The organism is Alteripontixanthobacter maritimus (genome assembly GCF_003340475.1).
GTDB classification, from domain to species: Bacteria; Pseudomonadota; Alphaproteobacteria; order Sphingomonadales; family Sphingomonadaceae; genus Alteripontixanthobacter; species Alteripontixanthobacter maritimus.
Genome location: NZ_QBKA01000002.1, coordinates 497,772 through 520,720, shown reverse-complemented (window position 1 = coordinate 520,720; position 22,949 = coordinate 497,772). Strand labels below are relative to the sequence as shown.

Here is a 22,949-nt window from a genome sequence, read left to right as displayed (position 1 = left end):
CGCCGTCACCTCACCGCAGCTTCAGCGTAGCGAGACCGATCAGCGCGAGGATGATCGACACGATCCAGAACCGGATCACGACCTTGCTTTCGCTCCAGCCGAGCTGTTCGAAATGGTGATGGATGGGCGCCATGCGGAACACGCGCTTGCCCGTTCGCTTGAACCAGAACACCTGGATGATCACGGACAGTGCTTCGAACACGAACAACCCGCCGACAATGGCAAGCACGACTTCGTGGTGACTGGCCACCGCGATGGCCCCCAGCGCTCCGCCAAGGGCGAGACTTCCGGTGTCGCCCATGAAGACGGCGGCGGGTGGCGCGTTGAACCACAGGAACGCGAGTCCCGCCCCCATGATCGCGGTGCACACGATAGCCAGCTCGCCCGCGCCCGGGACGTGCGGAATGCCGAGATATTCCGAGTAATCGGCGCGTCCCACAAGATAGCTGATTATGGCAAACGCACCCGCCGCTACAATCACCGGCATGGTTGCCAGCCCGTCCAGCCCGTCGGTCAGGTTCACGGCATTGCCCGCGCCCACCATCACGATGGCGGCGAACACGTAGTAAAATGGCCCCAGCGGGATCGCCCGGTCGGACACGAACGGCACGTAAAGCGAGGTGTTGATCTGGCTGACGATGACATAGGCGGCGATGCCCGCCACGACGAATTCCATCAGCAACCGGACCTTGCCTGGTACGCCGCGATGGCTGTTCTTCGTGACCTTGTCGTAGTCGTCGAGGAACCCGATGAAGCCAAACCCGGCAGTCACCGCCAGGCAAGCCCAGACGAACGGATTGCGCAGATCCATCCACAGCATCAGCGCCAGGAACAGCGCGATCAGGATCATCAGCCCGCCCATCGTGGGGGTGCCGACCTTCGCCTGGTGGCTGGCGGGTCCATCGGCGCGAATGGGCTGGCCCTTCCCCTGCCGTACGCGCAGCATAGCGATGAAGCGCGGCCCGATAAACAGGCCGATCATTAGCGCAGTCATTAGCGTCGCGCCCGCGCGAAACGTTTGGTAACGGATGAGGTTGAAGATGCCTTCGAACCCCATATATTCGGCCAGCAGATACAGCATTCAGGCGTCCCGGGCAGTTGTGGCCCGTCCGTTCATGGAAAGGCCGGTGTTGGCAAGCCGAGTGAAATGATCGACCACCCGGCCAAGGCCAATCGAATTGGACCCCTTCACCAGCACGGCATCGCCTGCCGTGATACCGAATTCTTCCAACGCACCGATGGCTTCGGCCGGTCCATCGCAATGGGCGAAGGCCGGTCCGCTGCCAACCGTGCCTGCAGCCGATTTCCCCAACTGGTTCCGGTGCAGCTGGCTGGCCAGACTGCGCATTTCCTCGCCAACCAATATGGCAAGATCGACATTCGCCTCAGCCAGCGGTTCAGCCAGGTCGGCATGGAACCGGGGTGCAAAATCGCCCAGCTCCTTCATACTGCCGAGCACTGCCACGCGTCGCGTCGCGGGGGTCTGGCCAAGCTGGCGCAGGGTCGCCCGCATGGAAGCGGGATTGGCGTTGTAACTCTCGTCGATCACCAGCGCATGACCGCCGGGCGCAGCAATCCTGTGCCGTGCCCCGCGCCCCTTCAGCCCGCCCATTTCGGCGAGCGCCAGCCCGGCGGCAGCCAGATCGCCGCCTGCCGCCTGTACCGCCGCCATCACGCACAACGCGTTGGAAATCCAATGTTCGCCCGGCTCCGCCACGGTGAAGCAGACTCGGCCCGTTACCGGCCCCCGCCCCATCTGTGCCGTGACGAGCGAGCCGCCATTGGCACTGGGTATGGCGTCGAGCAACCGCACGTCGGCATGGTCCGCACGCCCGAAGGAAAGGGTGCGCGCGCCGGAACGGCTGGCATGATCAAGCAATCGCTCGAAATGCGGGCTGTCGGCCGGGATGACGGCGGTGCCGCCTTTTTCCAGGCCTTCAAAAATCTCTGCCTTGGCGTCCGCGATAGCCTCTTCCGAGCCAAGATTCTCGATATGGGCGGGTGCGATGGTGGTGATAACCGCCACATGCGGGCGAACATGCTGCGTCAGGCCGGACAGTTCGCCCGCATGGTTCATACCCATTTCGAATATGCCGAAGCGGCTGCGCGCCTGCATCCTTGCGAGGCTGAGCGGAACGCCGACATGGTTGTTGTAACTGCGCACGCTGCGATGGGCCGCGCCCCGGCTGCTGCGGTCGAGCGCGGCGAAGATAGCTTCCTTCACGCCGGTTTTGCCCACCGAGCCGGTTACCCCAATCCGCACCGCATCGGCTCGGCGGATAGCAGCAGCAGCCAGTGCGTGCAGCGCTGCGGTGGTGTCTTTCACGAGCACATGCGGCCAGTCCACCGGACGGTCGACGATGGCGGCGGCGGCTCCAGCGGCAAAAGCCTTGTCGATGAACTTGTGGCCATCCATCGCCTCGCCCTTAAGGGCCACGAACAGATCGCCGGGACGCACATCGCGCGAATCCATTTCAACGCCGGACACCTGAAAACCGGCGTTTGCAGTACCACCGGTGGCATCAGCGACTGCATCCGCATCCCACAAGGCCAGCGGCAGGCTGTCGCGCCGGCGTACGGGCCACTGGCGCAATGCGTCGATTGCCAGCGTGGCTTGCGCGCTCATGCCGAAGCTCCATTGGCAGCGGCGCATTCGCGGGCCACGGCGACATCGTCGAAGGGAAGGACTTTCATGGTGTCTCCTGCGCCGACAATCTGGCCCTGTTCATGGCCCTTGCCGGCAATAAGTACGATATCTTCGCGCGCCGCGCCGCGAATGGCCTGCGCAATCGCTTCGCGCCTGTCACCGATCTCGCGTGCGCCCGCCGCTTTGGAAAGGACCGCGCGACGGATGGCCGCAGGGTCCTCGCCGCGCGGATTGTCGTCGGTCACGATGACGATGTCAGCGGCAGCAGCGGCCACGCGGCCCATATCCGCACGCTTGCCCTGATCGCGGTCGCCTCCTGCGCCGAACACGACGGTCAGCCGGCCTTTAACATGCGGACGAAGCGCGGCGATCGCTGCTTCCAGGGCGTCCGCCGTATGCGCGTAATCGATATAGACCGGCGCTCCGCTGGGAGAGATAACGGCGCGTTCCAGCCGTCCACGCACGGGGCTGAGGCGGGAGATACCGTCGAACACCCGGTCGGGATCGCCGCCGGTGACCAGCGCCAGACCCGCGGCAAGCAGTGCGTTTGCGGCCTGATATTCGCCAATCAGCGGCAGTTTAACAGTCCGCTGCGCACCGCCATGCTCTATGACGAGATCTTGGCCAAGCCGCGTGGCAGTCCGTCCGACAAGCCTGATATCATGGCCTTCAGCGCCGACCGTATAAAGCGACAGTCCACGCGCTTTGGCCCGGTCCGCCACTGCGCTGGAGTGCTCGTCATCGGCCCACAGCACAGCTATTCCGCCATCGCGGACGACCTCATCGAACAGCCGCATTTTGGCGTCGAAATATTCTTCCATCGAGGCATGGTAATCGAGGTGGTCACGGCTGAAATTCGTGAATGCTCCCGCTGCCACGGACAACCCCTCGTTGCGGAATTGCGAAAGGCCATGGCTGGATGCTTCGTAAGCGACATGGGTCACGCCTTCGCGGGCGAGGCCCGACATATTGGCAAGGAATGTCACGATGTCGGGCGTTGTCAGGCCGGTAGACACGCTTTCGTCGGGCGTTGTCACTCCCAGCGTGCCGATGCTGGCCGCCGCCATCCCGGCCATGCGCCACAATTGCCGTGTCATCTCCACGGTAGAAGTCTTGCCATTGGTGCCTGTCACCGCGACGATGGTTTCAGGCACCGGCGTGAAGAAGCCAGCTGCGAGATTGGCGAAGGCCTGCCGTGGTTCGGCCACGGCGATGTGTGTCGCACCCGTCACCACCGCATCAGGCGCAGCGACCACGGCGACCGCTCCGGCGGCGATGGCAGCAGGGATGAAGTCCTCACCATTGACGGTGCCGCCGCGAAACGCGCCGAACACATCGCCGGGCGCGACCTTGCGGTTGTCGATCGCGAAGCCGGTCACGTTGACATCGGTGTTATCAGTAACAGCTGAGCTTAGTCCAGCGCGATCGAGGAGTTTGGAAAGCTTCATGTCTTGTCGCTCGAAATGAGCGGGCGCAAATCGCTGATATCGACATCGCGCGTGGTATCGGGCCGTATGCCCAGCATCGGTCCGATCTGCGGCACCAGCCGCCCGACGATGGGGGCGGCGTTCCACGCGGCGGTGCGTTGGAAACTGCTGGCAGTAGTGCCCTTGGGCTCATCCAGCATGGCGATCACGACATAGCGCGGACGGTCCATCGGGAAGGCAGCGGCAAAGGTCGAAACGAGCGATTTTCGACGATATCCGCCCACGCCGGGCTTTTCCGCGCTGCCGGTCTTGCCGCCCACGCGGAAGCCCGGCGCATCGGCACTTTTGCCGGTGCCATAGACCGAGATCATCCGCAGCAACTGCCGCATCCGGCTGCTGGTGGAGGCCTTGAACACACGCCGGCCCCGCGGGGCCTCGCCAGCTTTCAGCTTGTACAGGGTCGCCGGGCGCCACACGCCGCCATTCACCATCGCGGCATACGCGTTGGCGAGGTGCAGCGGAGTGACCGCGATGCCGTGACCGTAACTGACCGTCATGTTGGTCAGGCGGCCCCATTTGTCGCCCGGCCAGATCGGCTTGCCCTTGGCCGGCAATTCGATTTGCGGTCGGGCATTCATACCAAGCTCTTCCAGCGTTTCGCGCATCCGGTTCTCGCCGAGATCGTCCGCAATCTTGGCAGTTACGATATTGGAGGATTTGATCAGCGTCTCTGCCACATTCAAAGTTGCGCCAAGATAGTGGCTGTCGCGTATCTTGTGCCCGCCCAGCTCCAGCGGGCGATCCGCCTGATACCGCTTGCCAAAATCACGCACGACGCCCGCGTCGATCGCAGCGGCCACGGTGATGGGCTTGAACGTGGAGCCAAGCTCGTAAACCTGGTTGGTTACGCGGTTGAAGATGCGGTCATTGTCCGACGCATCGACCTTGTTTGGGTCGAATTCGGGAAGAGACGCCAGCGCCATGACTTCGCCCGTATCGACATCCAGCACGATGCCTGCCGCGCCCATGGCATTGGTGGCCAGCATTCCGCGGCGCAGCTCGCTTTCCAGCGCGCCCTGCACACGCATATCGATCGACAGCAGCTGGGCCTCGCCGCGCTGGGCGGGGTCTGTCAGCTTCGGTTCCAGCACCTGCTCCATGCCAACCTGCCCATTCCCGTCGGGATCGATATAGCCGAGGATGTGGGCGGCCATCGTACCTTGCGGATAATGGCGGTCGGTTTCGCGCGGCAGTTCCAGAGCCAGTTCGCCGATAGCCTGCACGCGACTGGCCTGTTCGGGCAGTACGCGGCGACGCAGATAGGCGGAGCGGCCCTTGGCCAGTTTCTCAATCACGCGGTGCGTTTCAAGGTCGGGAAAGATGGCCTTCAGCTCTGCCGCAATGCGTTGGGGCGATTTCACCAGCGGATTGTCTTCTCCCATCGCCTTGGGATTGAACCACAGCGCATAGGCGGGGAAAGCACGCGCCAGCGGTACCCCGTTGCGGTCGGCGATTTCGCCGCGCGGCGGCAGCAGCGCCTCTTCCAGGCTGGCCGAACGTAGTGCGTTGTCGGACAGGCCCAGAAATACGATCCGTGACAAGGCAACCAGCGCGACGAGGCCGAAAATGACCACGATCCACAGCACTCGCATGCGCGCGAAAGTGACGGCGCGCTGGCGCTCGTTCACCAGCTGAACCCGGTGCGTGGCAATCGCCGTGCTGTAGGTCATCTGGTTCACTGCGCTGCTTCCAGCGCGCTGCTTGCGACGGGGGCGGCAAACCGTTCGGCGAAACTTTGGCGGCTGTCCTTCGGCTGCGCGGTCACCGGCTTGCCGGTCAACGGGCTGACCATTTGCGGTGCGGGGCGATCATCGCCCACATCTCCGTTTGCCGGATTTACAGGCGCGCGCGCCACGCGGATCGGCGCTGGAGCACCGACGGCGCGCGGCGCCCCAAGCCCCGCCAGTTGGCGTTCGCTTTCAAGATATTGCTGCGCATCGGGCGCGCGGTAGCCGAACTCCACCTCGTTCCAGTTGGCGAGTTGCTGCTGGTTCGCACGGACCTGAAATTCCGTTTCCAGCAGCGTCTTCTCCCGCTCCAGCGCGATGATCTGACGCTCGACCAACCGCACCTCGCTTTTCACGGAGTTCACACCCACCGTCAGCCCGGCAAGGCCGGCGACGCACGCGACCAGAGCCACAGCCCAACCCGCCTGCCTGATGCGGCTGCCATTGTGCAGCTTGGCCGCGCGCAGGGGTGCCGAACCGCTCATGCCGCCACCTGCCGCGCGGGAGCAGCGGTACGGACACCAAAGCGCAGGATTGCCGAACGCGACCGCGGATTGCGGGCCAGTTCGCCTTTGCCAGCGCGCACTGCCTTGGAGATATTGTCGAACACTGCCGGAGCCTGTTCGACTTCGGGCAAATAGCGCGAACCCGAAACTTTCGACGACGCGTCACGCAGGAAATGCTTCACGATCCGGTCTTCGAGACTGTGGAAGCTTACGACTGCCAGCTTGCCGCCAGGGCGCAGCAGTATCTCGGACGCAGCCAGCGCCTCTTTCAGTTCATCCAGTTCGCCGTTCACGTGGATGCGGACGGCCTGGAACGTGCGTGTGGCAGGATCTTTTGGCGCGCCTGCATGGTAGCCCATAGCCTTGCGCACCACACGTGCCAGATCGCCGGTCGTTGCCAATGGGCGGGCGGCCACGATCGCGCGGGCCACGCGGCGAGACTGGCGCTCCTCGCCATATTGGTAGAGCACATCGGCGATCGCGTCGGCGTCGGCAGTATTCAGAAAGTCGGCGGCATTGGGGCCGGACTGGCTCATCGTCATGTCGAGCGGGCCGTCGCTGGAAAAAGCGAACCCACGCTCCGGCTGGTCGAGCTGCATCGAGGATACGCCGATATCCAGCACTATGCCATCGACCTGATCGACACCTACCTCAGCAAGTGCCGCGACCATTTCGGAGAAACGACGCTGGTGCAGCACCAGCCGAGGCGGATCGGCACGGGTTTCACTCCATGCGCGGCCCGCAGCAATGGCGTCGGGGTCGCGGTCGAAGGCATGTACGGTGGCACCAGCATCCAGCAGCGCGCGGGTATAACCGCCAGCGCCAAACGTGGCATCGACCAGCACGTCGCCGGCGACCGGAGCGAGCGCATCCACCACTTCGTCCAGCAGGACGGGCGTGTGCGGCGCGTCGGCGGCGCTATGGTCCCTTGCGCCGGTCACTTCTTCTTCGCCTTGGCCTGCGCTTGCGCTTCCATCTCGGCGCAGCCGGCCTTCGCCTGCGCCCAGCCGGGGCCCATCTTGTGTAGTTCTTCCGGTGCCCAAAGGGTAAAGAACGGACCACCACCACGAAAGTACAAGCCGCCCGAAATATTCGCGAGGCTGGCGAGGTAGGACGGCATGACGAAGCGGCCGCTATCGTCAAAGCTGATTTCCTCGTACCCGAACAGCTGCTGCGATCGGGTGACGTAATCGAAGGGTTTGCCCAGCGTTTCGGCAGCGCGTTTTTCGTTTTCGAGCTGCTGGCTCAGCTGGTTTTCGCGCGAAAGGCCGAAACCGACAAGGCAGTTCAGCGTGTCATCGGCGACCAGACACAAGGTACGGCCTTCGCTCGCCTCGATAATCTTCTTGCGGAATTTGGGAGGCAGTACGAAACGGCTCTTGTCGCCCGCTGGCGAAAAGCCCTGTCCGTTAAAATTGACTTCCGCTCCCGCCAACTGACCCGTTCCCTTTATCGGGTGCCTCTCGTGCGGACAAAGCTTCCCCGTGACCGCCAGCAGCCGAGTGCGGGCAGTCCGCAAAGCCAGCCCGAATGGGAAAAGCGATGCGGGTTACGAGACAGTGTGTCCGATGAACGAAGGTATTAACGCGGGAGAGTGCGGGAGAAAAGACCAAAACACGGGAATTTTATCCAGTCGAGATAAACCGTTGATTATAAAGTGTAATTTGCTGGTACTTTTTCTGGCTTGGGTAGCCGGCGTGGTTAATTCCAGTACTCTGCATGTTGTTTTACAGCGTCTTTTTGTTGGACTCGCGCGCTCCACCCGCACTTTCCCGCGATTGTGGAATCAGTCCTGAAATGCGCGCACAGTTAGCGCATCGAAAGCGGTTTGTTCGCGAGCGCCCGCCTCGCCCTCATGCGGCGTTTCGAGCAGCGCCGCGTCGGCAATCAACAGCGCGCGCCCTTTACCGATAGCGCAGTCCGCCAGCAGACCCTCGGCCATAATTGAACACTCAGCGTTGCCTTGCTGGCTAACCTGCTCACCACCCGGCGGATCATTGTTCAACCAGGTGCCGAACAGTTCCACCGGCAGTTTCGCGCCGTCCGGTAGGGATACCAAGCTACGGCCTTCGGCTTGGGCAGCATCGAACGTGAGTTCCAGACCCCAGCGCGTTAGGATGGGGGAGATCAACACAGCGTCCTGCGGGCGGCGGGGGTCACCGATGGGGTAGCCCGAATGACCGGTCAGCATGGGATCGGCAAATACCAGCACCCGGCCGCCGCCACGCACCCAATTGTCGAGCGCGACATATTCCGCCGGTGTCAGCCCGGCCGGCTGCGCCAGTATCAGTCCCGACAATCCGGCCAGCGGCCCCCCGCCCTCGCGCCCGTTGCCCTTACGCCCTGTACCCTCGCTTCCGGCAATCGGCTGAAACGCCAGCGTATCGAGCGGTTCCAGCCTGTAACGCTCCTCCAGACGCGCCCGTACCCAATGCGGCGGGGTGTCATCATCGAGATAATCGGAGAACCGGCGCGTTTCGGGCCAGTAGAGGGGCAGGCTGGTCATCAGGCCTATGCGTTCCCGCTCCAACCCGCGCGATCCATCGCGCGACGTGGCAAAGCCCCAGCCAGCCACAGCCATGGCCGCCAGCGCAAGCACACCCAGTGCTATGGCGATCCTGCTATTCGTACGGGTCATCTATTGCCCCGCCGGCGCGCCCGTATCCTCGGGCGGACGCGGTGCGCCGGTGGCGGGAACTGTCGTGGTTTCCGGTGTCGGTTCTGCTGGCAGATCCGGTACTACGCCTGCATCGACCAAGGGGTCGGCAATATCGTCAAGGGCTGGATCGGCTGCCACCGTGGCCGCTGCTTCCGGCACAGCCGTTGCTTCTGTTTCCTGCACGCGCTCACCTATGACGGTCGCCAGTCCCAACACCAGCATGATGCCGCCGATGCCGGAAGCTGCAATCAACAGCCGCTGCTGGTTCTGGGAGCGGGTTCCGCCAAGCGGCCCCGGTGCCACAGGCTCGGCCCCGCCCGACTGCCCCCCGTTCGACTGCCCCCCGCTCGACCGCCCGTCGCGCATCGCATTCGGCTTTAGAGAGGAGAGGATGTCTGGCAGGCTCATATCGTACAGGCTATACCCATCGCAGCGTCAGTCAATCGGGAAGCAAGGCTTCAGGCCAAGCGGTGGAACAAGCTGCGGCTTTGGCTACAGCGTGCCGAAAATCGCCCTACGCCTTCAACCAGTCAAACACAGGAAGGCCTTTTCCTTTCAGCCATTCAGCATTGTAAAGCGAGGAGAGATAGCGAAACCCCGTATCGCAAAGGATCGTCGCGACGCGTGCATCCCTGCGTCCTTCTGCCACCAGTTCGCGCCCGAGAGCCACTGCGCCCGCCACATTGATGCCGGACGACAGCCCCAGGCACAGGCCTTCTTCGCGCAGCAACCGCGCGACCCATTCCAGTCCCACCTCGTCCGAGATACGGAATTGAGTGTCGATCGGCGCGCCTTCCAGATTGGCGGTGATGCGGCCCTGCCCAATTCCTTCCGCAACGGAGCTGCCTTCGGATTTCAGTTCGCCGGTAGCATAATAACTATACAGCGCTGCACCATGCGGATCGGTCAGCGCGATGCGAATATTCTCGTCGCGTTCCTTCAGGGCCATGCCGACGCCGGCAATCGTGCCGCCGGTGCCCGCCGCGCAGGTGAACCCGTCCACACGGCCCTCCAGCTGCTCCCAGATTTCGGGAGCGGTGGTTTCGATATGTGCCTTGCGATTGGCAGTGTTGTCGAACTGGTTGGCCCACACCGCCCCTTGCGTTTCCTCTGCCAGCCGCCGCGATGTGTGGACGAAGTGGCACGGGTCGGCGAACTTGGTCGGCGGTACCAGTACCAGCTCGGCCCCCAGCGCCCGCAATGTGTCCATCTTTTCGGTGGACTGATTGTCGGGCATGACGATCACGGTTTTGTAGCCCAGCGCGTTGGCGACCAGCGCCATGCCGATCCCCGTGTTACCCGCCGTACCTTCCACGATGGTGCCGCCCGGTTTCAGCGCGCCGCGCTGTTCCGCATCGCGCACGATATACAGCGCAGCGCGATCCTTTACCGACGCGCCCGGATTGGCAAATTCGCATTTGCCATAGATTTCGCAACCCGCAGCCTCGCTAGGCCCGGCCAGCAGCACCAGCGGCGTGTTGCCAATGAGGTCGAGCGTTTTGGATCGGGTGGCAGGAAGCTGGGTCAACGGTACTATTTCGGTCATACTGCCAAACCTAGTGCGCGCGCCTAACTTGCGCAACGCGGCTTGCGCTACCTGCCCGGCAACTCAGTCTTCTTCGGCGATCGTGACTTTCAGCCCGTCAAGCTCCGGCGCGAACGGAATCTGGCAGGCGAGGCGGCTGTTCTCGTCCCGCGTGTCGGTGCTTTCGAGAAGGTCGTCCTCATCCTCACCTATGGGGGGCAGTTTGTCCTTGAACGCGGGGTCCACATGCACGTGACAGGTTGCGCACGATGCGCAGCCGCCGCATAGTGCCAGCAATTCGTCGAAGCCATTGTCGCGGATTGCTTCCATCACGGTCAGGCCGTCTTCAACGTCGATAGCGGATTCTTCGCCGGAACGGTTGGTAACAATCAGCTTGGGCATAAAGAAATTTCCTGTATCGGCGGCGTTGCAAGCCATTACGAAGCGGCGTTCGGGTGCGGCTGCTAAGGCAGGGTGGCTGGCTTGGCAAGAATACCGCCTCGGCCCGGTGGCTTTCAGGTCATTCGGGGCGAGGCAGTCGGGGAGGGTAAAGCAATATGGGTTTGACCGCCGCACAGATCACCGAATCGCTGGACATCCTGTGTGCTGCCGAACCAGCTTTTGCGCGGGCGGCGAAGCTCGTCGGCTATCCCGAACCGCGCATCCGCCCGACCGGATATCGCACGCTGCTGCGCACCATTGTCGGCCAGCAGGTCAGCGTGGCAGCCGCGGCCAGCGTGTGGGCGAAGATGGAAGCGGAACTGGGCGAGGACATGCCCCCCGCAGAGCTGCTCGCCCGCGATCATGACACGTTGCGCGCTTGCGGCTTGTCACGCCAGAAACAGGGCTATGCGCGGTCGCTATGCGAACTGGTCGCGGCGCAGGAACTCGATCTGGAGAGCCTGCCTGCCGATGACGAGGCAGCGATTGCGGAGCTGACCCGGATCAAGGGCATCGGTCGCTGGTCGGCCGAAATCTACCTGCTGTTTGCCGAAGGCCGTAGTGACATCTGGCCGGCCGGCGACCTCGCCGTGCAGGCGGGTATCGGCAAGTTGCTGGGTCTGGCGAGCCGTCCTTCGGAAAAGGAACTGCGAGTCATGGCGCAGGCCTGGCAGCCGCATCGCGGGGCGCTGGCGATTTTCACATGGCATTGCTACGACAACCCGGCGCTCTGACAGCGTCATCTACGGTACGGGAATTCCAGCATGAGCGAACGCAAGGCAATCTTCATCACCGGCGGCGGATCGGGCATCGGGCGCGCGATTGCGCTTCATTTCGGCGCGAAGGGCTGGTTCGTGGGTCTGGGCGATATCGACGAGGCGGGCATGGCGGAAACGGCGCGCCTGCTGGATAATGGTTTCAACTATTCGCACCGGCTGGATGTTCGCGACCGGCAGGCGTGGGATACCGCGCTCGGGGCGTTCGCGCTTGCCGCGGGCGGCAAGATCCATGTGCTGGCCAACAATGCAGGCATTCCGGTGGGGGGCCAGCTCGCGGACAACAGCGTGGACGAGATCGAGCGCTGCCTCGACATCAATCTCAAAGGCGTGCTGTTCGGCGCACAGGCGGTGTATCCCTACTTGAAGGAAACCGCGCCTGATAGCTGCTTGCTGAACACTGCCAGCGCGGCGGGAATTTACGGCACCGCGGGCGCATCGATCTATTGCGCCACCAAGTTCGGCGTGCGCGGTATAACGGAATCGCTGGATGCGGAATGGGCGGAGGACCGGATCAAGGTCGCCGACCTGATGCCCAGCTTCATCGAAACACCGTTGCTGGACAAGAACCCCAACGCCAAAACCAACGAAAACGTGCGCCAGCGCGTGCTCGACGCCGGTCTGGAAATTACGCCGGTCGAGGATGTGGCACAAGCCGCCTGGAACGCCGTACATGGTGACGATCTGCATGTGGTGGTCGGCAAGACGGCCAGACGCGTGCGCTTTGCTGCACGGTGGGTGCCCGCCCGGATGCGCAAGATGGCGCGCGGGTCGCTCCGCCCGCTTGGCCAGTAGGCCGGCCGCTTAAAGCAACGCGTCGATCGCCTTGGCCAACGTCACATCCCGCTGCGACAGACCGCCATTCGCGCCGGCGTCATGCGTGGTCAGCGTGATATCGACGGTGTTGTAGACGTTGGACCATTCTGGATGGTGGTCCTGCGCATCGGCGAGCAGCGCCACGCGCGACATAAAGCCCCATGCCTCGCTGAAATCCTTGAACTTGAATTTCTGCTGGATAGCATCGCCATCGCGGGCGAGCGCCCAGCCGGACAGATCGGCTAAGGCCGCATCGCGTTCGGTTTTGGTCAATTGGGCAACGCTCATAATCCGGCTCCGCTGGTAATCTTGTAAGTGGCGTTCTTGTTAGCAGCGGTGCTTTCGCCTAACGCCGCGGGCCATGCAAGTGCGTCTCGCAGCCACCGATCTCGCCTGCCTTCGCGGCGACCGGCTGCTGTTTCGCGGCCTAACGCTCGCGCTGGAGCCGAGCGACGCCCTGCATATCACCGGTGCGAACGGCATCGGCAAATCTAGCCTCCTGCGAATTCTGGCCGGGCTGCTGCGGCCGTTTTCGGGAGAGGTGCACCGCCAAGGCAGTGCAGCACTGCTGGACGAGCGGCCCGCGCTCGACCCGGACCAGCCGCTAAGCAAGGCGCTTGGCTTCTGGGCAGCGATGGACGGTCATGATGCCTGCGCGCAGGTAATGCGACGGCTGGCTCTGGACGATCTGGCGGATGTGCCGGTGCAGTATCTTTCAACCGGCCAGCGCAAGCGCGCGGCCCTCGCCCGCGTTACATTGCAGGCGGCACCGATCTGGCTGCTGGATGAACCGATGAGCGGGCTGGACGCCCGGTCCCGCAGGTTGGTCGAGACGGCGATCAGTGAACACTGCGCGGGCGGCGGTGTGTGCGCCTTCGCCTCCCACCAAACGATCGACACGGTGGCGGCGCGGCAATGCGAGCTGGGAGGGTACGCGCCATGATACGCGCTCTCACACTTCTGCTGCGACGCGATGTCGTACGCCTGCTTCCGGGATTGGGTGCAAATGGCGGAAGCGGGCTGTTGCCGCTATTGTTCTTCCTCGCGGTGGCGATGCTGTTCCCCTTCGCCGTCGGGCCAGAGCCGGACCTGTTGGCGCAAACCGGGGGCGGGGTCATCTGGGTGGCTGCGCTATTAGCTGCGATCCTGCCTTTGGAACGTCTGGTGGCAGGTGATCTAGAAGCGGGAGTGTTCGACCAATTGGCCCTGCGCGGCGTGTCGGACGAGGCTGCGATGCTGGTGCGGATTATCGCCCACTGGCTCGCTTTCGCACCGCTGTTGCTGCTGGCCTGCATCCCGGCGGCAGCACTGCTTTCGCTGGACGGTCCGACATTGCAAATCGTTCTGTCGGGGCTGCTGGTCGGTACGCCGGGTCTGGCCGCAATCGGTGTGACAATCGCTGCACTGACTGCGACCTTGCGCGGAAGCGCTGCGCTCGCGGGACTGCTGCTGATCCCACTTGCCGCACCCATCCTGCTGTTCGGTGCCGGAACGCTGGCGCGCCCCGATGGCAGCGGCATCGCGCTGGCGGCAGTGGTCAGTCTGGTACTGGTTGCGCTTGCCCCGTTCGCGGCAGGCGCAGCATTGAGGGCAGCGCGCGAGAGTTAGGAATTAGCCTGACTTCAATAATCGCCGGGCTTGTGCAGGCCCTTCTCGCTAGCCGTGAAAATCTCGTTGCCCGTCTCGGTAATGCCGATCGAATGTTCGAATTGGGCCGATAGCGATTTGTCGCGCGTCACCGCGGTCCAGCCGTCGCGCAGCAGCTTTACGTGCGGCTTGCCAAGGTTGATCATCGGTTCGATGGTGAAGAACATTCCCGGGCGCAATTCGGGGCCGGTGCCGGGTGTGCCTGCATGGACCACTTCCGGCGCATCGTGGAACAGGCGGCCGAGGCCATGGCCGCAAAATTCGCGCACCACGCCGTAACGGAACTGCCGTGCGTGGTCCTCGATCGCCGCACCGACATCGCCTAGCCGTGCACCCGGCTGCGCCTTGTCGATCCCGATCATCAGGCACTCATGCGTGATATCCACCAGCCGTCGCGCGCGCAGCGAAACATCGCCTACCAGGAACATCCGGCTGGTATCGCCATGCCACCCGTCGAGCAGCGGGGTGACGTCGATATTGACGATATCCCCGTCCTTCAGCGTACGGTCCGACGGGATGCCGTGGCACACGACATGGTTGATCGAGATACAGCAGCTATGGGTGTAGCCGCGATAGCCGAGCGTCGCCGGAACCGCGCCGCCATCCAGCGTCATTTCCCGCACCACCCGGTCGAGCTCTTCCGTACTCACCCCGGGCTTCACCCGGTTCGCCATCTCGTCGAGAATGGACGCGGCGAGCTTGCCCGCCTTGCGCATTCCCTCGTACCCTTCGGGCCCGTGCAGCTTGATGGTGCCGTCGCGCAGTACGGTGTCGTCGGCAGTGATCGTCTGATATTCGTTCATACCCCTCACATAGCGAGCGCACCGGGATTTTGCGAGAGATTCCGCTCGCATCGAAGGGCGCGATACGGCATTGCGCGCGTTTATGACCAAGACAGACCTGATTGCGCCCGATCGCGGGCAGACCGCCACCGCCATCCACCTCGTCAACAAGGACGGTTATGAAGGCTGGGCAAAATCGCTCAAACCTTCGCAACGTGTGGCGCTCGATGCGCAGAAATTCGACGGCAGCGGGTATCAGGTCGGCATCGTGCCCGACGGCGATAGCTGGTTCGCAGTGGGCGGTGTGGCCGATCCTGACGAGCTGTCCAGCTGGTGCATGGCCAAGCTGGCCGAAGTGCTGCCTGAAGGCACGTATCGCCGTGCCGCATCGAATGGCGGAGATCGCGAACCCGGCCCTGCCCTGTTCGGTTGGCAAACCGCGCAATACACGTTCGAGCGTTACAAGAAGGACGACAACCCGACCGGACCGCGCATCCTGCTGACGAAGAATGCCAAAGATATCGACCTGGCCATGGCGGAAGCGCGCGCGGACATGCGCGTGCGGGATCTCGTCAACACTCCGGCCGAGGATATGGGGCCCGCCGCGCTGGAGGAAGAAGCCGAAGCTATCGCCAAGAAACACTCCGCGAAAGTCACAGTGACGCGCGGCGATGCGTTGGAGCAGGATTACCCGATGGTTCACGCCGTGGGCCGGGCCGCCGCGCGCCATCACGCACCGCGCCTGATACACCTTGTCTGGGGCAAGGAAGATGCGCCCGTGCTCGCCATCATAGGCAAGGGTGTGTGTTTCGATTCCGGCGGGCTGGACGTGAAATCCGCCGCAGGGATGAAGCTGATGAAGAAGGATATGGGGGGCGCGGCGCATGCGCTGGCTCTGGCCGACCTCATCATGGAGGCCGCGCTGCCGGTACGCCTGCATATGTGGGTGCCTGCCGTCGAAAACGCGATTGCCTCCAACGCCTTCCGCCCAGGCGACGTTCTATCTAGTCGCAAGGGGCTGACGGTGGAGATCGGCAATACCGATGCGGAAGGCCGCCTTATCCTGGGCGACGCGCTGACCCGGGCGAGCGAGGAGAAGCCGGAACTTATCATCGATTTCGCCACACTGACCGGCGCGGCGCGTGTCGCGCTCGGCCCCGATCACCCTGCCCTGATGACGCGGCAGGATGCCACTGCCGATGCGCTGATCGCGGCGGGCAAAGCGCATGACGACGAACCGTGGCGGCTGCCGCTGCCCGACGGTTACCGCGAATGGCTAAATTCCGATATTGCCGACCTCAACAATGCGCATGGCAACGCCTATGCGGGTGCGAGTGTGGCTGGCCTGTTCCTCGACCGGTTCGTGGGTGACGGCATCGACTGGGCGCATTTCGATACCTTCGCCTGGCGTCCCTTCCCCAAGCCCGGCCGTTCCAAGGGCGGCGCGGCTTACGGGCTGCGCGCCGCGTTCCACATGTTGCGCGAACGGTTCGGCAAATAGGCGATCGGGCGCACAACTTGATGCGGTGCGGCGTCTCCTATAGAGGCCCGGCGCTAAGCGTGCTGCACCCGCAACGTGCAGGCATTCGGCGTAGGCATTCGGTGTCGGGGGGGAGTTAGATGACAGACGCGTCCGATTACTCGCCCCCAGAAGGCGGGGTGCGCCTGTCCGGCCCGGTCGTGCGGCCCGAACCCGGGACTCTGCCCTTACGCGGTGATCTTGCTCATATCGCTCTGGCCAGTCGTTTTCTGGTGCCGCATTATGCCGTCCCGCAAGCCTACCGTGTGGGTGACGACGGTGCCCCGTTGAAGCTGAAACGCACCGGTGACAGCGACACGCTGCGCGAAATGGCGGCGGGCGAGCAATTCGAAGCGCTCGATTTTGCCGGCGACTGGTGCTGGGGCTGCTGCGGTCCGGAAGGGCCGACCGGGTGGATCGAAACGCGGCTCCTTGCTGCCTCAACCACCTCCGGCAAATGACTCGCGTCTTCATCGATGGGGCAGCCGGGACTACGGGGCTGGAAATCCACGATCGGCTGGCGCAACGCAGCGAGTTCGAGCTACTCACCTTACCCGACAACCGCCGCAAGGATATCGCCGCACGGCGCGAGGCTCTGAACGAAGCGGATATCGCGATCCTTTGCCTGCCCGACGATGCCGCGCGTGAGGCGATAGCGCTGATCGATGCGGCATCCGGCACACGTGTGATCGACGCGTCGAGCGCCTATCGCACCGCCGACGGCTGGACTTACGGGTTTCCTGAACTGGTGGGCGAAGATGTGGTGGCAAATGCCACGCGGGTGAGCAATCCCGGCTGCTACCCGACCGGATTTCTCGCGCTTGTCGCGCCGTTGGTGCGCGGCGGTCTGCTACCTGCGGACTGGCCGTATACGGTCAACGCCGTCAGCGGGTATTCGGGCGGCGGGAAGGCACTGATCGAACGGTTCGAGGCGGCAGAAGCCCCGGCTTTCCGTGCTTATGGCTACGATCTCGCGCACAAGCACCTGCCCGAAATGCAAACGTATGCCGGGCTCGATCATCCGGTCCTGTTCGCGCCTTCGGTAGGTTCGGCTTTTCGCGGCATGATCGTGGAGGTGCCCCTGCATCTGGGTGCGATGCCAAACAACCCGCATTCCGATCAACTGCGGAATGCTCTCATATCATTCTACGATGGTTCGGAAGTCGTCACGGTTCAGGAAAATCGCCAGGTCGGAGAGCTGCTGCTGGAACCGACTGCCGCTCCGTCCGATGCGCTCAAACTGTCGGTTTTCGGTAACGAGGGTGGCTGGAACGCCCGGCTCGTCGCCCAGCTCGACAATCTTGGCAAAGGGGCGAGCGGTGCTGCGGTGCAGAACCTCAACCTGATGTGCGGCCTGCCACAAACATCCGGACTGCGCCTATCCGATGCTTAAATTGCAGGCAGAGCGTGTCTGTTCTGTAGGCATACTGACCAGTCTGACGCCGTCGGTCTGGCGCTAATTCGCCGAAAGCGCGTTTGGCATGGTTCTTGGAACACGTGCAGGCGCGATGCGTAAATAACGTGCGATACGATTACATAAACTTTGGGGGGCATCACGCGGTGAAAAAGATCGAGGCCATCATCAAGCCATTCAAGCTGGACGAGGTGAAGGAGGCGCTGCACGAAGTGGGCGTATCCGGTATCACCGTGACCGAAGCGAAGGGCTTCGGCCGGCAGAAAGGCCACACCGAACTTTACCGCGGCGCGGAATACGTCGTGGACTTTCTTCCGAAGGTAAAGCTGGAAGTGGTCGTGCCCGATACTCTGGGCGAACGCGTCGTCGAAGCCATTGCGGGCGCAGCGCAGACAGGCCGTATCGGCGATGGCAAGATTTTCGTAACCCACATCGAGAGCGCGCTTCGCATCCGCACCGGCGAAAAGGACGACGACGCGATTTAGCGCGACAGCAATTCTGCGCGCGCCATCTGCGCGATACAAAATTCAACAGAGGAACATTCCATATGCCATCCGCAAAAGACGTATTGAAACAGATCAAGGACGACGAGATCGAGTGGGTGGATCTTCGCTTCACCGACCCCAAGGGCAAGTGGCAACACCTCTCCATGGTTGCATCCGCACTGGGTGAGGATGAGTTGGAAGACGGGCTGATGTTCGACGGCTCCTCCATCGCAGGTTGGAAGGTCATCAACGAAAGCGACATGATCCTGCGGCCCGACCTCGACCGCACTTATATCGATCCGTTCAGTGCTACGCCGATGATGATCCTGTTCTGCGATATCGTGGAACCCTCCACCGGCGAACTTTACGGCCGAGACCCACGCTCCACTGCCAAACGTGCGGAGTCCTTTGTCAAATCCGCCGGTCTGGGCGACACGATCTATGTCGGGCTGGAAGCGGAGTTTTTCATGTTCGACGATGTTCGGTTCGAAGATGGCTATGCCGGTTCGGGCTTCGCCATAGACGATGTCGAACTGCCGACCAATTCGGGCAAGGAAATCGAAGGCGGCAACATGGCGCACCGCCCGCGCGCCAAGGGTGGTTACTTCCCCGTCGCGCCGATCGACAGCGCGGTCGATATCCGGTCCGAGATGGTCAGCACCATGCTTGAAATGGGACTGCCCTGCGACAAGCACCATCATGAAGTCGCTGCCGCGCAGCACGAGCTGGGCGTGACCTTCGCTACCCTGCTCGAAACCGCCGACAACATGCAGATCTATAAGTATGTGGTGCACCAGGTGGCCGACGCCTATGGCAAGACGGCGACTTTCATGCCCAAGCCGATCAAGGACGATAACGGATCGGGCATGCACACTCACATGTCGATCTGGAACGATGGTAAAAACACGTTCGCGGGCAATGGCTATGCCGGGCTTTCGGACAATTGCTTGTATTACATCGGCGGCGTGGTCAAACATGCCAAGGCGCTGAATGCCTTCACTAACCCGACGACCAACAGCTACAAGCGGCTGGTCCCGGGTTTCGAAGCGCCGGTTTTGCTCGCCTATTCCGCGCGCAATCGCTCCGCTTCTTGCCGTATCCCATATGGAGCGGGCGAGAAGGCGAAGCGGGTGGAGTTCCGCTTCCCCGATGCGATGGCCAACCCCTACCTCTCTGCCGCTGCCCTGCTGATGGCCGGGATCGATGGGATCCAGAACAAAATCCATCCCGGCGAGGCGATGGACAAGAACCTGTACGATCTGCCGCCAGCCGAACTGGCCGACGTGCCGACAGTATGCGGTAGCTTGCGCGAGGCGCTGGAAGCTCTGGAGGCCGATCACGACTTCCTGTTGCAGGGCGACGTGTTCACCAAGGAACAGATCGATGCTTACGCTGAACTGAAATGGGAAGAAGTCATGCGTGTCGAAACCACGCCAAGCGCCGTGGAGTATGACCTCTACTACAGCGCCTGATCGCTGGGCCTTAAGGTCGAACAATAAGTCAATTGCGACCGGACTGCCGAACACTTTCAACAGTCCGGGCATTCGATACGAAATTGGCAATGTTTGATAGGCGGATGGTAATCGGTATTTGGTAGTTGGCGGTCGACGGACCGTTGGCAGTTTTGTTTACAGTTCCCATGTCGCATCACGGCTAAAGGCTTGATGTCAACGATAGAAAAGGGCGTCCGATAAACCGGGCGCCCTTTTTCGTTTCCGGACCAGTTCCCGCGCGAGCAACCGGTCCTTGGCAATATCGACCCTTCAGCCCGCCACCCGTTTGCGACGCTTCAAGAACGATATTTACGCCGGCGCGCTGGGTTCATTTTGTGCCGTTGCTGCTGCAGGGACAGCTATCAGGCCGAGGACGGACAAGACAGTAGCCAACTTCACAAGCGTTTCCTTGATAGAAATTAATGCCAGCGGTGGCCTGGTTTGGCGCCATGACGACGCTTGCGCGCGAAAGGAATAGCCGCCGCAAACCGAAACAATTTTCCTACTTCGCCTTATCCTGTCACCTGCCCTCGCCCCGATCGACACTCAGCGAGGCACCCCAGTCATGAACCGCAAACCCTTATTCGATACCATGCGCCGTATTCTGGGGCGTGGGTTCCGCCAGCACGAGGTCGATGCGCTGAATGAAGTCATCGAACCCGGTATCTGCATGACCCCAAGAACGGCGGAAAATTCCGTTGGCGACTGTGCGACAGATGCAAACGATCAAGACCAGCAGCCCTATGGGAAAGCCGCTGCAGCACGCCCCGCACCAAACAAACCAACCGCTATCGGACCTGCCGGCATTGCTTTGATCAAACGGTTCGAAGGATGCGCGCGTATCCGACCGGACGGTTTGGTAGAGGCCTATCCCGATCCCGGCACCGGCGGCGCGCCGTGGACGATAGGCTGGGGTGCCACCGGGCGCGGAGTAACGCGCGACACCGTCTGGACACAAGCGCAATGCGACGAGCGTTTGGAGGAGGATTTGCGGCGCTATGCCAGCGAGGTAAGCCGGGCTCTTGCCAACACTCCCACTACGCAGACCCAGTTCGATGCGCTGGTCAGCTTCCACTACAATACCGGCGCGATTTTTCGTGCCACTCTGACGAAGCGTCACCGGGCGAACAACACGGCGGCGGCCATCACAGAATTTGCCCGCTGGAACCGTGCCGGAGGCCGTATCATGGCCGGTCTGTCGCGGAGGCGGGAGGCGGAGGCTGCGCTTTATCGCGCGTAACCGGAACGCAAGATCGTAACCCCCCCAGAACCTGGTCGCGGGGCCTACCCGACGGTGTATCGGAAGGGTTAACTGCGATAGCCTTGTAATGGAACGATATCGCCGCGCGCACCGTTTGTACTGAAAAGGAGCATTAACAATGCGCAAGTTTATCATGTGCACCGCGGCGCTTGCCTTGATGAGCAGCGCTGCGGTCGCCCAGCAAGGAAATGGCAAGGGAAACGGGAATGGTAAAAGCGATGTAGGTGTGTCTGCCAAAACTGCTGGAGCTGCTGCCGGGGCCAAGGCAAATGGGGTGAAACTGGATAAGGGGAAGCCGGACCGTAAGCAACGCGCCTTCGGACCGGACCGGAAAACCCAACGTGACGCGGCTGTCACTCTCGATCGCAAGCTCGATCGCGCTCTCGACCGAACTGCTACGGCGTCTGGCGGCGGCAAATACAATCGAAATAATAAAGACCGTCCGTTCATCGTGGACCGTAATGGAAACGGAGCCTTGCGCGACGTTGGCCGCCGGGGAACGGACATGGTCAGCGCCGTCGCTGCCCTACCATCCGCCAGGTCGCGGGGGCTGATAGACGGGTGCCCACCAGGGTTGGCGAAGAAAACTCCATCCTGCATTCCGCCGGGCCTCACCCGCAATGACTTAGACCGCGACGGCGATGCGCGGGCGCGAATGTTTCGGCCGGATTTCTTCGGTCTGGGCATGGGCGGTGACAACCGTTATTTCATGAACAACGGCTATCTTATGAACCTTGGCGCAGGTAACCGCATCACCGGTTACCTGCCCCTGTTGGCCGGTGCATTGGCAACCGGAAATCCTTGGCCGGAAAATTACCAGTCGCGGCAGGTGCCCGACTATTATGCCAGCTATTACAATCTCGGTTCGCAGGACGACTATCGGTTTGCCGATAATGTCTTGTACCGGGTCGATCGGGACACTTCGACCATTCAGTCGATCGCCGCCCTGCTCACAGGTGACCGGTTTACCGTAGGCCAGCCGATGCCATCCGGATACGACGTTTACAATGTGCCGTATGAGTATCGTTCGCGCTACAGCGATACGCCTGATACGCGTTATCGTTACTCCGATGGTTATGTCTATCAGGTCGATCCCAAGACGCAGTTGATTACATCCGCTATCGAACTGCTGGTGTCCTAATGAGCAGGGTATTCAATCACCGGCGTATATTGGCGGGCGGTATAGTTGCAGCATCATTGCTGTCCATAGCAGCCTGCACGGAAGGCAGCGATGTCGCTCCCCCGGCGACAGGGATGGTCAACCAGACGCTCGCCAGTGTGATCGGCGGATCACGGGACATGCGCGGGCTTTCAGGCGCCCTGTCGTCTACCGGCCTTGCCATGGTGCTGGACGGCCCAGGCAGCTATACGTTGCTGGCTCCCGACAGCGAGGCTTTTGCTGAACTGGACGACATGGCAGAAGCGCTGGCAGCCGATGAGCGCGCGCCGCTGCTGGCCGCTACGCTTCGCAACCATATGCTACCCGGTCATCTTACGCCCGATACCATCCGCGACGCTATCACGGCGACAGGTGGTCCTGTCGAGATACGCACCCTTGGCTCCGGTACGATGACATTCGACACCGACGGCAAGGAACTGGAAGTGACCGGCCCGGACGGAACCACAACAACACTTACGGGTAATGCGATCGAGGCCAGCAACGGTGTGCTGTTGCAGCTCGACGGCATGGCCATGAGCGTGGGCGACGCTCCTTCCGCGTCGTGATACGCACTTGCTGAACTGACAGAAACTTACCTGGCAGCT

The 22,949-nt window shown here is 62.3% G+C and carries 25 protein-coding genes; 12 read left to right on the top strand and 13 right to left on the bottom strand.

Features of this window, described 5'->3' with window-relative positions:
* Nucleotides 1-10: 10 nt before the first annotated feature.
* From mraY to HME9302_RS02555, 11 genes are all read right to left on the bottom strand, one after another.
* The gene (gene mraY / locus HME9302_RS02605) at nucleotides 11-1,081 is read right to left on the bottom strand and encodes a phospho-N-acetylmuramoyl-pentapeptide-transferase (protein ID WP_115365719.1); all 1,071 of its coding nucleotides are present in this window, start codon (nucleotides 1,079-1,081) and stop codon (nucleotides 11-13) included.
* Complete coding sequence (locus tag HME9302_RS02600) at nucleotides 1,082-2,626, bottom strand: UDP-N-acetylmuramoyl-tripeptide--D-alanyl-D-alanine ligase (protein WP_115365718.1); 1,545 nt, start codon at nucleotides 2,624-2,626, stop codon at nucleotides 1,082-1,084.
* Nucleotides 2,623-4,095, bottom strand: a complete 1,473-nt coding sequence (locus HME9302_RS02595) for a UDP-N-acetylmuramoyl-L-alanyl-D-glutamate--2,6-diaminopimelate ligase (RefSeq protein WP_115365717.1) — start codon at nucleotides 4,093-4,095, stop codon at nucleotides 2,623-2,625. Before HME9302_RS02595 ends, HME9302_RS02600 begins: the two co-directional genes overlap by 4 nt.
* On the bottom strand, nucleotides 4,092-5,804 hold the full coding sequence (locus HME9302_RS02590; RefSeq protein WP_115365716.1) for a peptidoglycan D,D-transpeptidase FtsI family protein: 1,713 nt from the start codon (nucleotides 5,802-5,804) through the stop codon (nucleotides 4,092-4,094). Before HME9302_RS02590 ends, HME9302_RS02595 begins: the two co-directional genes overlap by 4 nt.
* Nucleotides 5,805-5,809: 5 nt before the next feature.
* The gene (locus tag HME9302_RS02585) at nucleotides 5,810-6,346 is read right to left on the bottom strand and encodes a hypothetical protein (protein WP_115365715.1); all 537 of its coding nucleotides are present in this window, start codon (nucleotides 6,344-6,346) and stop codon (nucleotides 5,810-5,812) included.
* A complete protein-coding gene (gene rsmH / locus HME9302_RS02580; RefSeq protein WP_115365714.1) occupies nucleotides 6,343-7,308 on the bottom strand; it encodes a 16S rRNA (cytosine(1402)-N(4))-methyltransferase RsmH in 966 nt (321 codons plus the stop codon). Before rsmH ends, HME9302_RS02585 begins: the two co-directional genes overlap by 4 nt.
* Complete coding sequence (locus tag HME9302_RS02575; protein ID WP_115365713.1) at nucleotides 7,305-7,802, bottom strand: division/cell wall cluster transcriptional repressor MraZ; 498 nt, start codon at nucleotides 7,800-7,802, stop codon at nucleotides 7,305-7,307. Before HME9302_RS02575 ends, rsmH begins: the two co-directional genes overlap by 4 nt.
* 351 nt (nucleotides 7,803-8,153) lie before the next feature.
* The gene (locus tag HME9302_RS02570) at nucleotides 8,154-9,005 is read right to left on the bottom strand and encodes a Gldg family protein (RefSeq protein ID WP_115365712.1); all 852 of its coding nucleotides are present in this window, start codon (nucleotides 9,003-9,005) and stop codon (nucleotides 8,154-8,156) included.
* The gene (locus HME9302_RS02565) at nucleotides 9,006-9,434 is read right to left on the bottom strand and encodes a hypothetical protein (protein WP_147270748.1); all 429 of its coding nucleotides are present in this window, start codon (nucleotides 9,432-9,434) and stop codon (nucleotides 9,006-9,008) included.
* Nucleotides 9,435-9,540: 106 nt separating this feature from the next.
* The gene (locus tag HME9302_RS02560; protein ID WP_115365710.1) at nucleotides 9,541-10,572 is read right to left on the bottom strand and encodes a cysteine synthase A; all 1,032 of its coding nucleotides are present in this window, start codon (nucleotides 10,570-10,572) and stop codon (nucleotides 9,541-9,543) included.
* Nucleotides 10,573-10,635: 63 nt separating this feature from the next.
* Nucleotides 10,636-10,953, bottom strand: a complete 318-nt coding sequence (locus HME9302_RS02555) for a 2Fe-2S iron-sulfur cluster-binding protein (RefSeq protein ID WP_115367419.1) — start codon at nucleotides 10,951-10,953, stop codon at nucleotides 10,636-10,638.
* 155 nt (nucleotides 10,954-11,108) lie between these two features.
* On the opposite strand from HME9302_RS02555, the gene HME9302_RS02550 reads away from it, so the two are divergent.
* Both HME9302_RS02550 and HME9302_RS02545 read left to right on the top strand, forming a co-directional pair.
* Entirely contained in the window at nucleotides 11,109-11,726 is a 618-nt protein-coding gene (locus tag HME9302_RS02550; RefSeq protein ID WP_115365709.1) for a DNA-3-methyladenine glycosylase family protein, read from the top strand.
* 30 nt (nucleotides 11,727-11,756) lie between these two features.
* A complete protein-coding gene (locus tag HME9302_RS02545; protein WP_115365708.1) occupies nucleotides 11,757-12,563 on the top strand; it encodes an SDR family oxidoreductase in 807 nt (268 codons plus the stop codon).
* Between the two features lie 9 nt (nucleotides 12,564-12,572).
* Here HME9302_RS02545 and HME9302_RS02540 read toward each other — a convergent pair whose 3' ends face one another.
* Nucleotides 12,573-12,872 carry a 4a-hydroxytetrahydrobiopterin dehydratase gene (locus tag HME9302_RS02540; RefSeq protein WP_115365707.1) on the bottom strand — a complete coding sequence of 100 codons (300 nt, stop codon included), beginning with the start codon at nucleotides 12,870-12,872 and terminating at the stop codon, nucleotides 12,573-12,575.
* Nucleotides 12,873-12,945: 73 nt separating this feature from the next.
* Here HME9302_RS02540 and ccmA point away from each other — a divergent pair, with 73 nt between their 5' ends.
* Together ccmA and HME9302_RS02530 are read left to right on the top strand one after the other, a co-directional pair.
* Nucleotides 12,946-13,527 carry a heme ABC exporter ATP-binding protein CcmA gene (gene ccmA, locus HME9302_RS02535; RefSeq protein WP_115365706.1) on the top strand — a complete coding sequence of 194 codons (582 nt, stop codon included), beginning with the start codon at nucleotides 12,946-12,948 and terminating at the stop codon, nucleotides 13,525-13,527.
* Nucleotides 13,524-14,192: a heme exporter protein CcmB gene (locus HME9302_RS02530; protein WP_115365705.1), complete on the top strand. Its 669-nt coding sequence runs from the start codon at nucleotides 13,524-13,526 to the stop codon at nucleotides 14,190-14,192. Before ccmA ends, HME9302_RS02530 begins: the two co-directional genes overlap by 4 nt.
* A gap of 14 nt (nucleotides 14,193-14,206) precedes the next feature.
* Here the strand turns inward: HME9302_RS02530 and map are convergent, their stop codons facing one another.
* Nucleotides 14,207-15,034 (bottom strand): type I methionyl aminopeptidase, encoded by an 828-nt coding sequence (map, locus tag HME9302_RS02525; RefSeq protein WP_115365704.1) that lies wholly within the window; start codon nucleotides 15,032-15,034, stop codon nucleotides 14,207-14,209.
* Between the two features lie 82 nt (nucleotides 15,035-15,116).
* Here map and HME9302_RS02520 point away from each other — a divergent pair, with 82 nt between their 5' ends.
* The 8 genes from HME9302_RS02520 to HME9302_RS02485 all read left to right on the top strand — a co-directional run bounded on the left by HME9302_RS02520 (nucleotide 15,117) and on the right by HME9302_RS02485 (nucleotide 22,910).
* On the top strand, nucleotides 15,117-16,514 hold the full coding sequence (locus HME9302_RS02520) for a leucyl aminopeptidase family protein (RefSeq protein WP_115365703.1): 1,398 nt from the start codon (nucleotides 15,117-15,119) through the stop codon (nucleotides 16,512-16,514).
* 119 nt (nucleotides 16,515-16,633) lie between these two features.
* Entirely contained in the window at nucleotides 16,634-16,993 is a 360-nt protein-coding gene (locus HME9302_RS02515) for a hypothetical protein (RefSeq protein ID WP_115365702.1), read from the top strand.
* Nucleotides 16,990-17,925 (top strand): N-acetyl-gamma-glutamyl-phosphate reductase, encoded by a 936-nt coding sequence (argC, locus tag HME9302_RS02510; protein WP_115365701.1) that lies wholly within the window; start codon nucleotides 16,990-16,992, stop codon nucleotides 17,923-17,925. The genes HME9302_RS02515 and argC overlap by 4 nt, the downstream gene beginning before the upstream one ends.
* Nucleotides 17,926-18,092: 167 nt before the next feature.
* The gene (locus HME9302_RS02505; RefSeq protein ID WP_115365700.1) at nucleotides 18,093-18,431 is read left to right on the top strand and encodes a P-II family nitrogen regulator; all 339 of its coding nucleotides are present in this window, start codon (nucleotides 18,093-18,095) and stop codon (nucleotides 18,429-18,431) included.
* Nucleotides 18,432-18,493: 62 nt separating this feature from the next.
* A complete protein-coding gene (gene glnA, locus HME9302_RS02500) occupies nucleotides 18,494-19,903 on the top strand; it encodes a type I glutamate--ammonia ligase (protein WP_115365699.1) in 1,410 nt (469 codons plus the stop codon).
* Nucleotides 19,904-20,489: 586 nt separating this feature from the next.
* On the top strand, nucleotides 20,490-21,164 hold the full coding sequence (locus HME9302_RS02495) for a lysozyme (protein ID WP_115365698.1): 675 nt from the start codon (nucleotides 20,490-20,492) through the stop codon (nucleotides 21,162-21,164).
* A 139-nt stretch (nucleotides 21,165-21,303) separates the two neighbouring features.
* Complete coding sequence (locus HME9302_RS02490; RefSeq protein WP_115365697.1) at nucleotides 21,304-22,326, top strand: hypothetical protein; 1,023 nt, start codon at nucleotides 21,304-21,306, stop codon at nucleotides 22,324-22,326.
* Entirely contained in the window at nucleotides 22,326-22,910 is a 585-nt protein-coding gene (locus HME9302_RS02485) for a fasciclin domain-containing protein (protein WP_115365696.1), read from the top strand. Before HME9302_RS02490 ends, HME9302_RS02485 begins: the two co-directional genes overlap by 1 nt.
* Nucleotides 22,911-22,949: the final 39 nt, after the last annotated feature.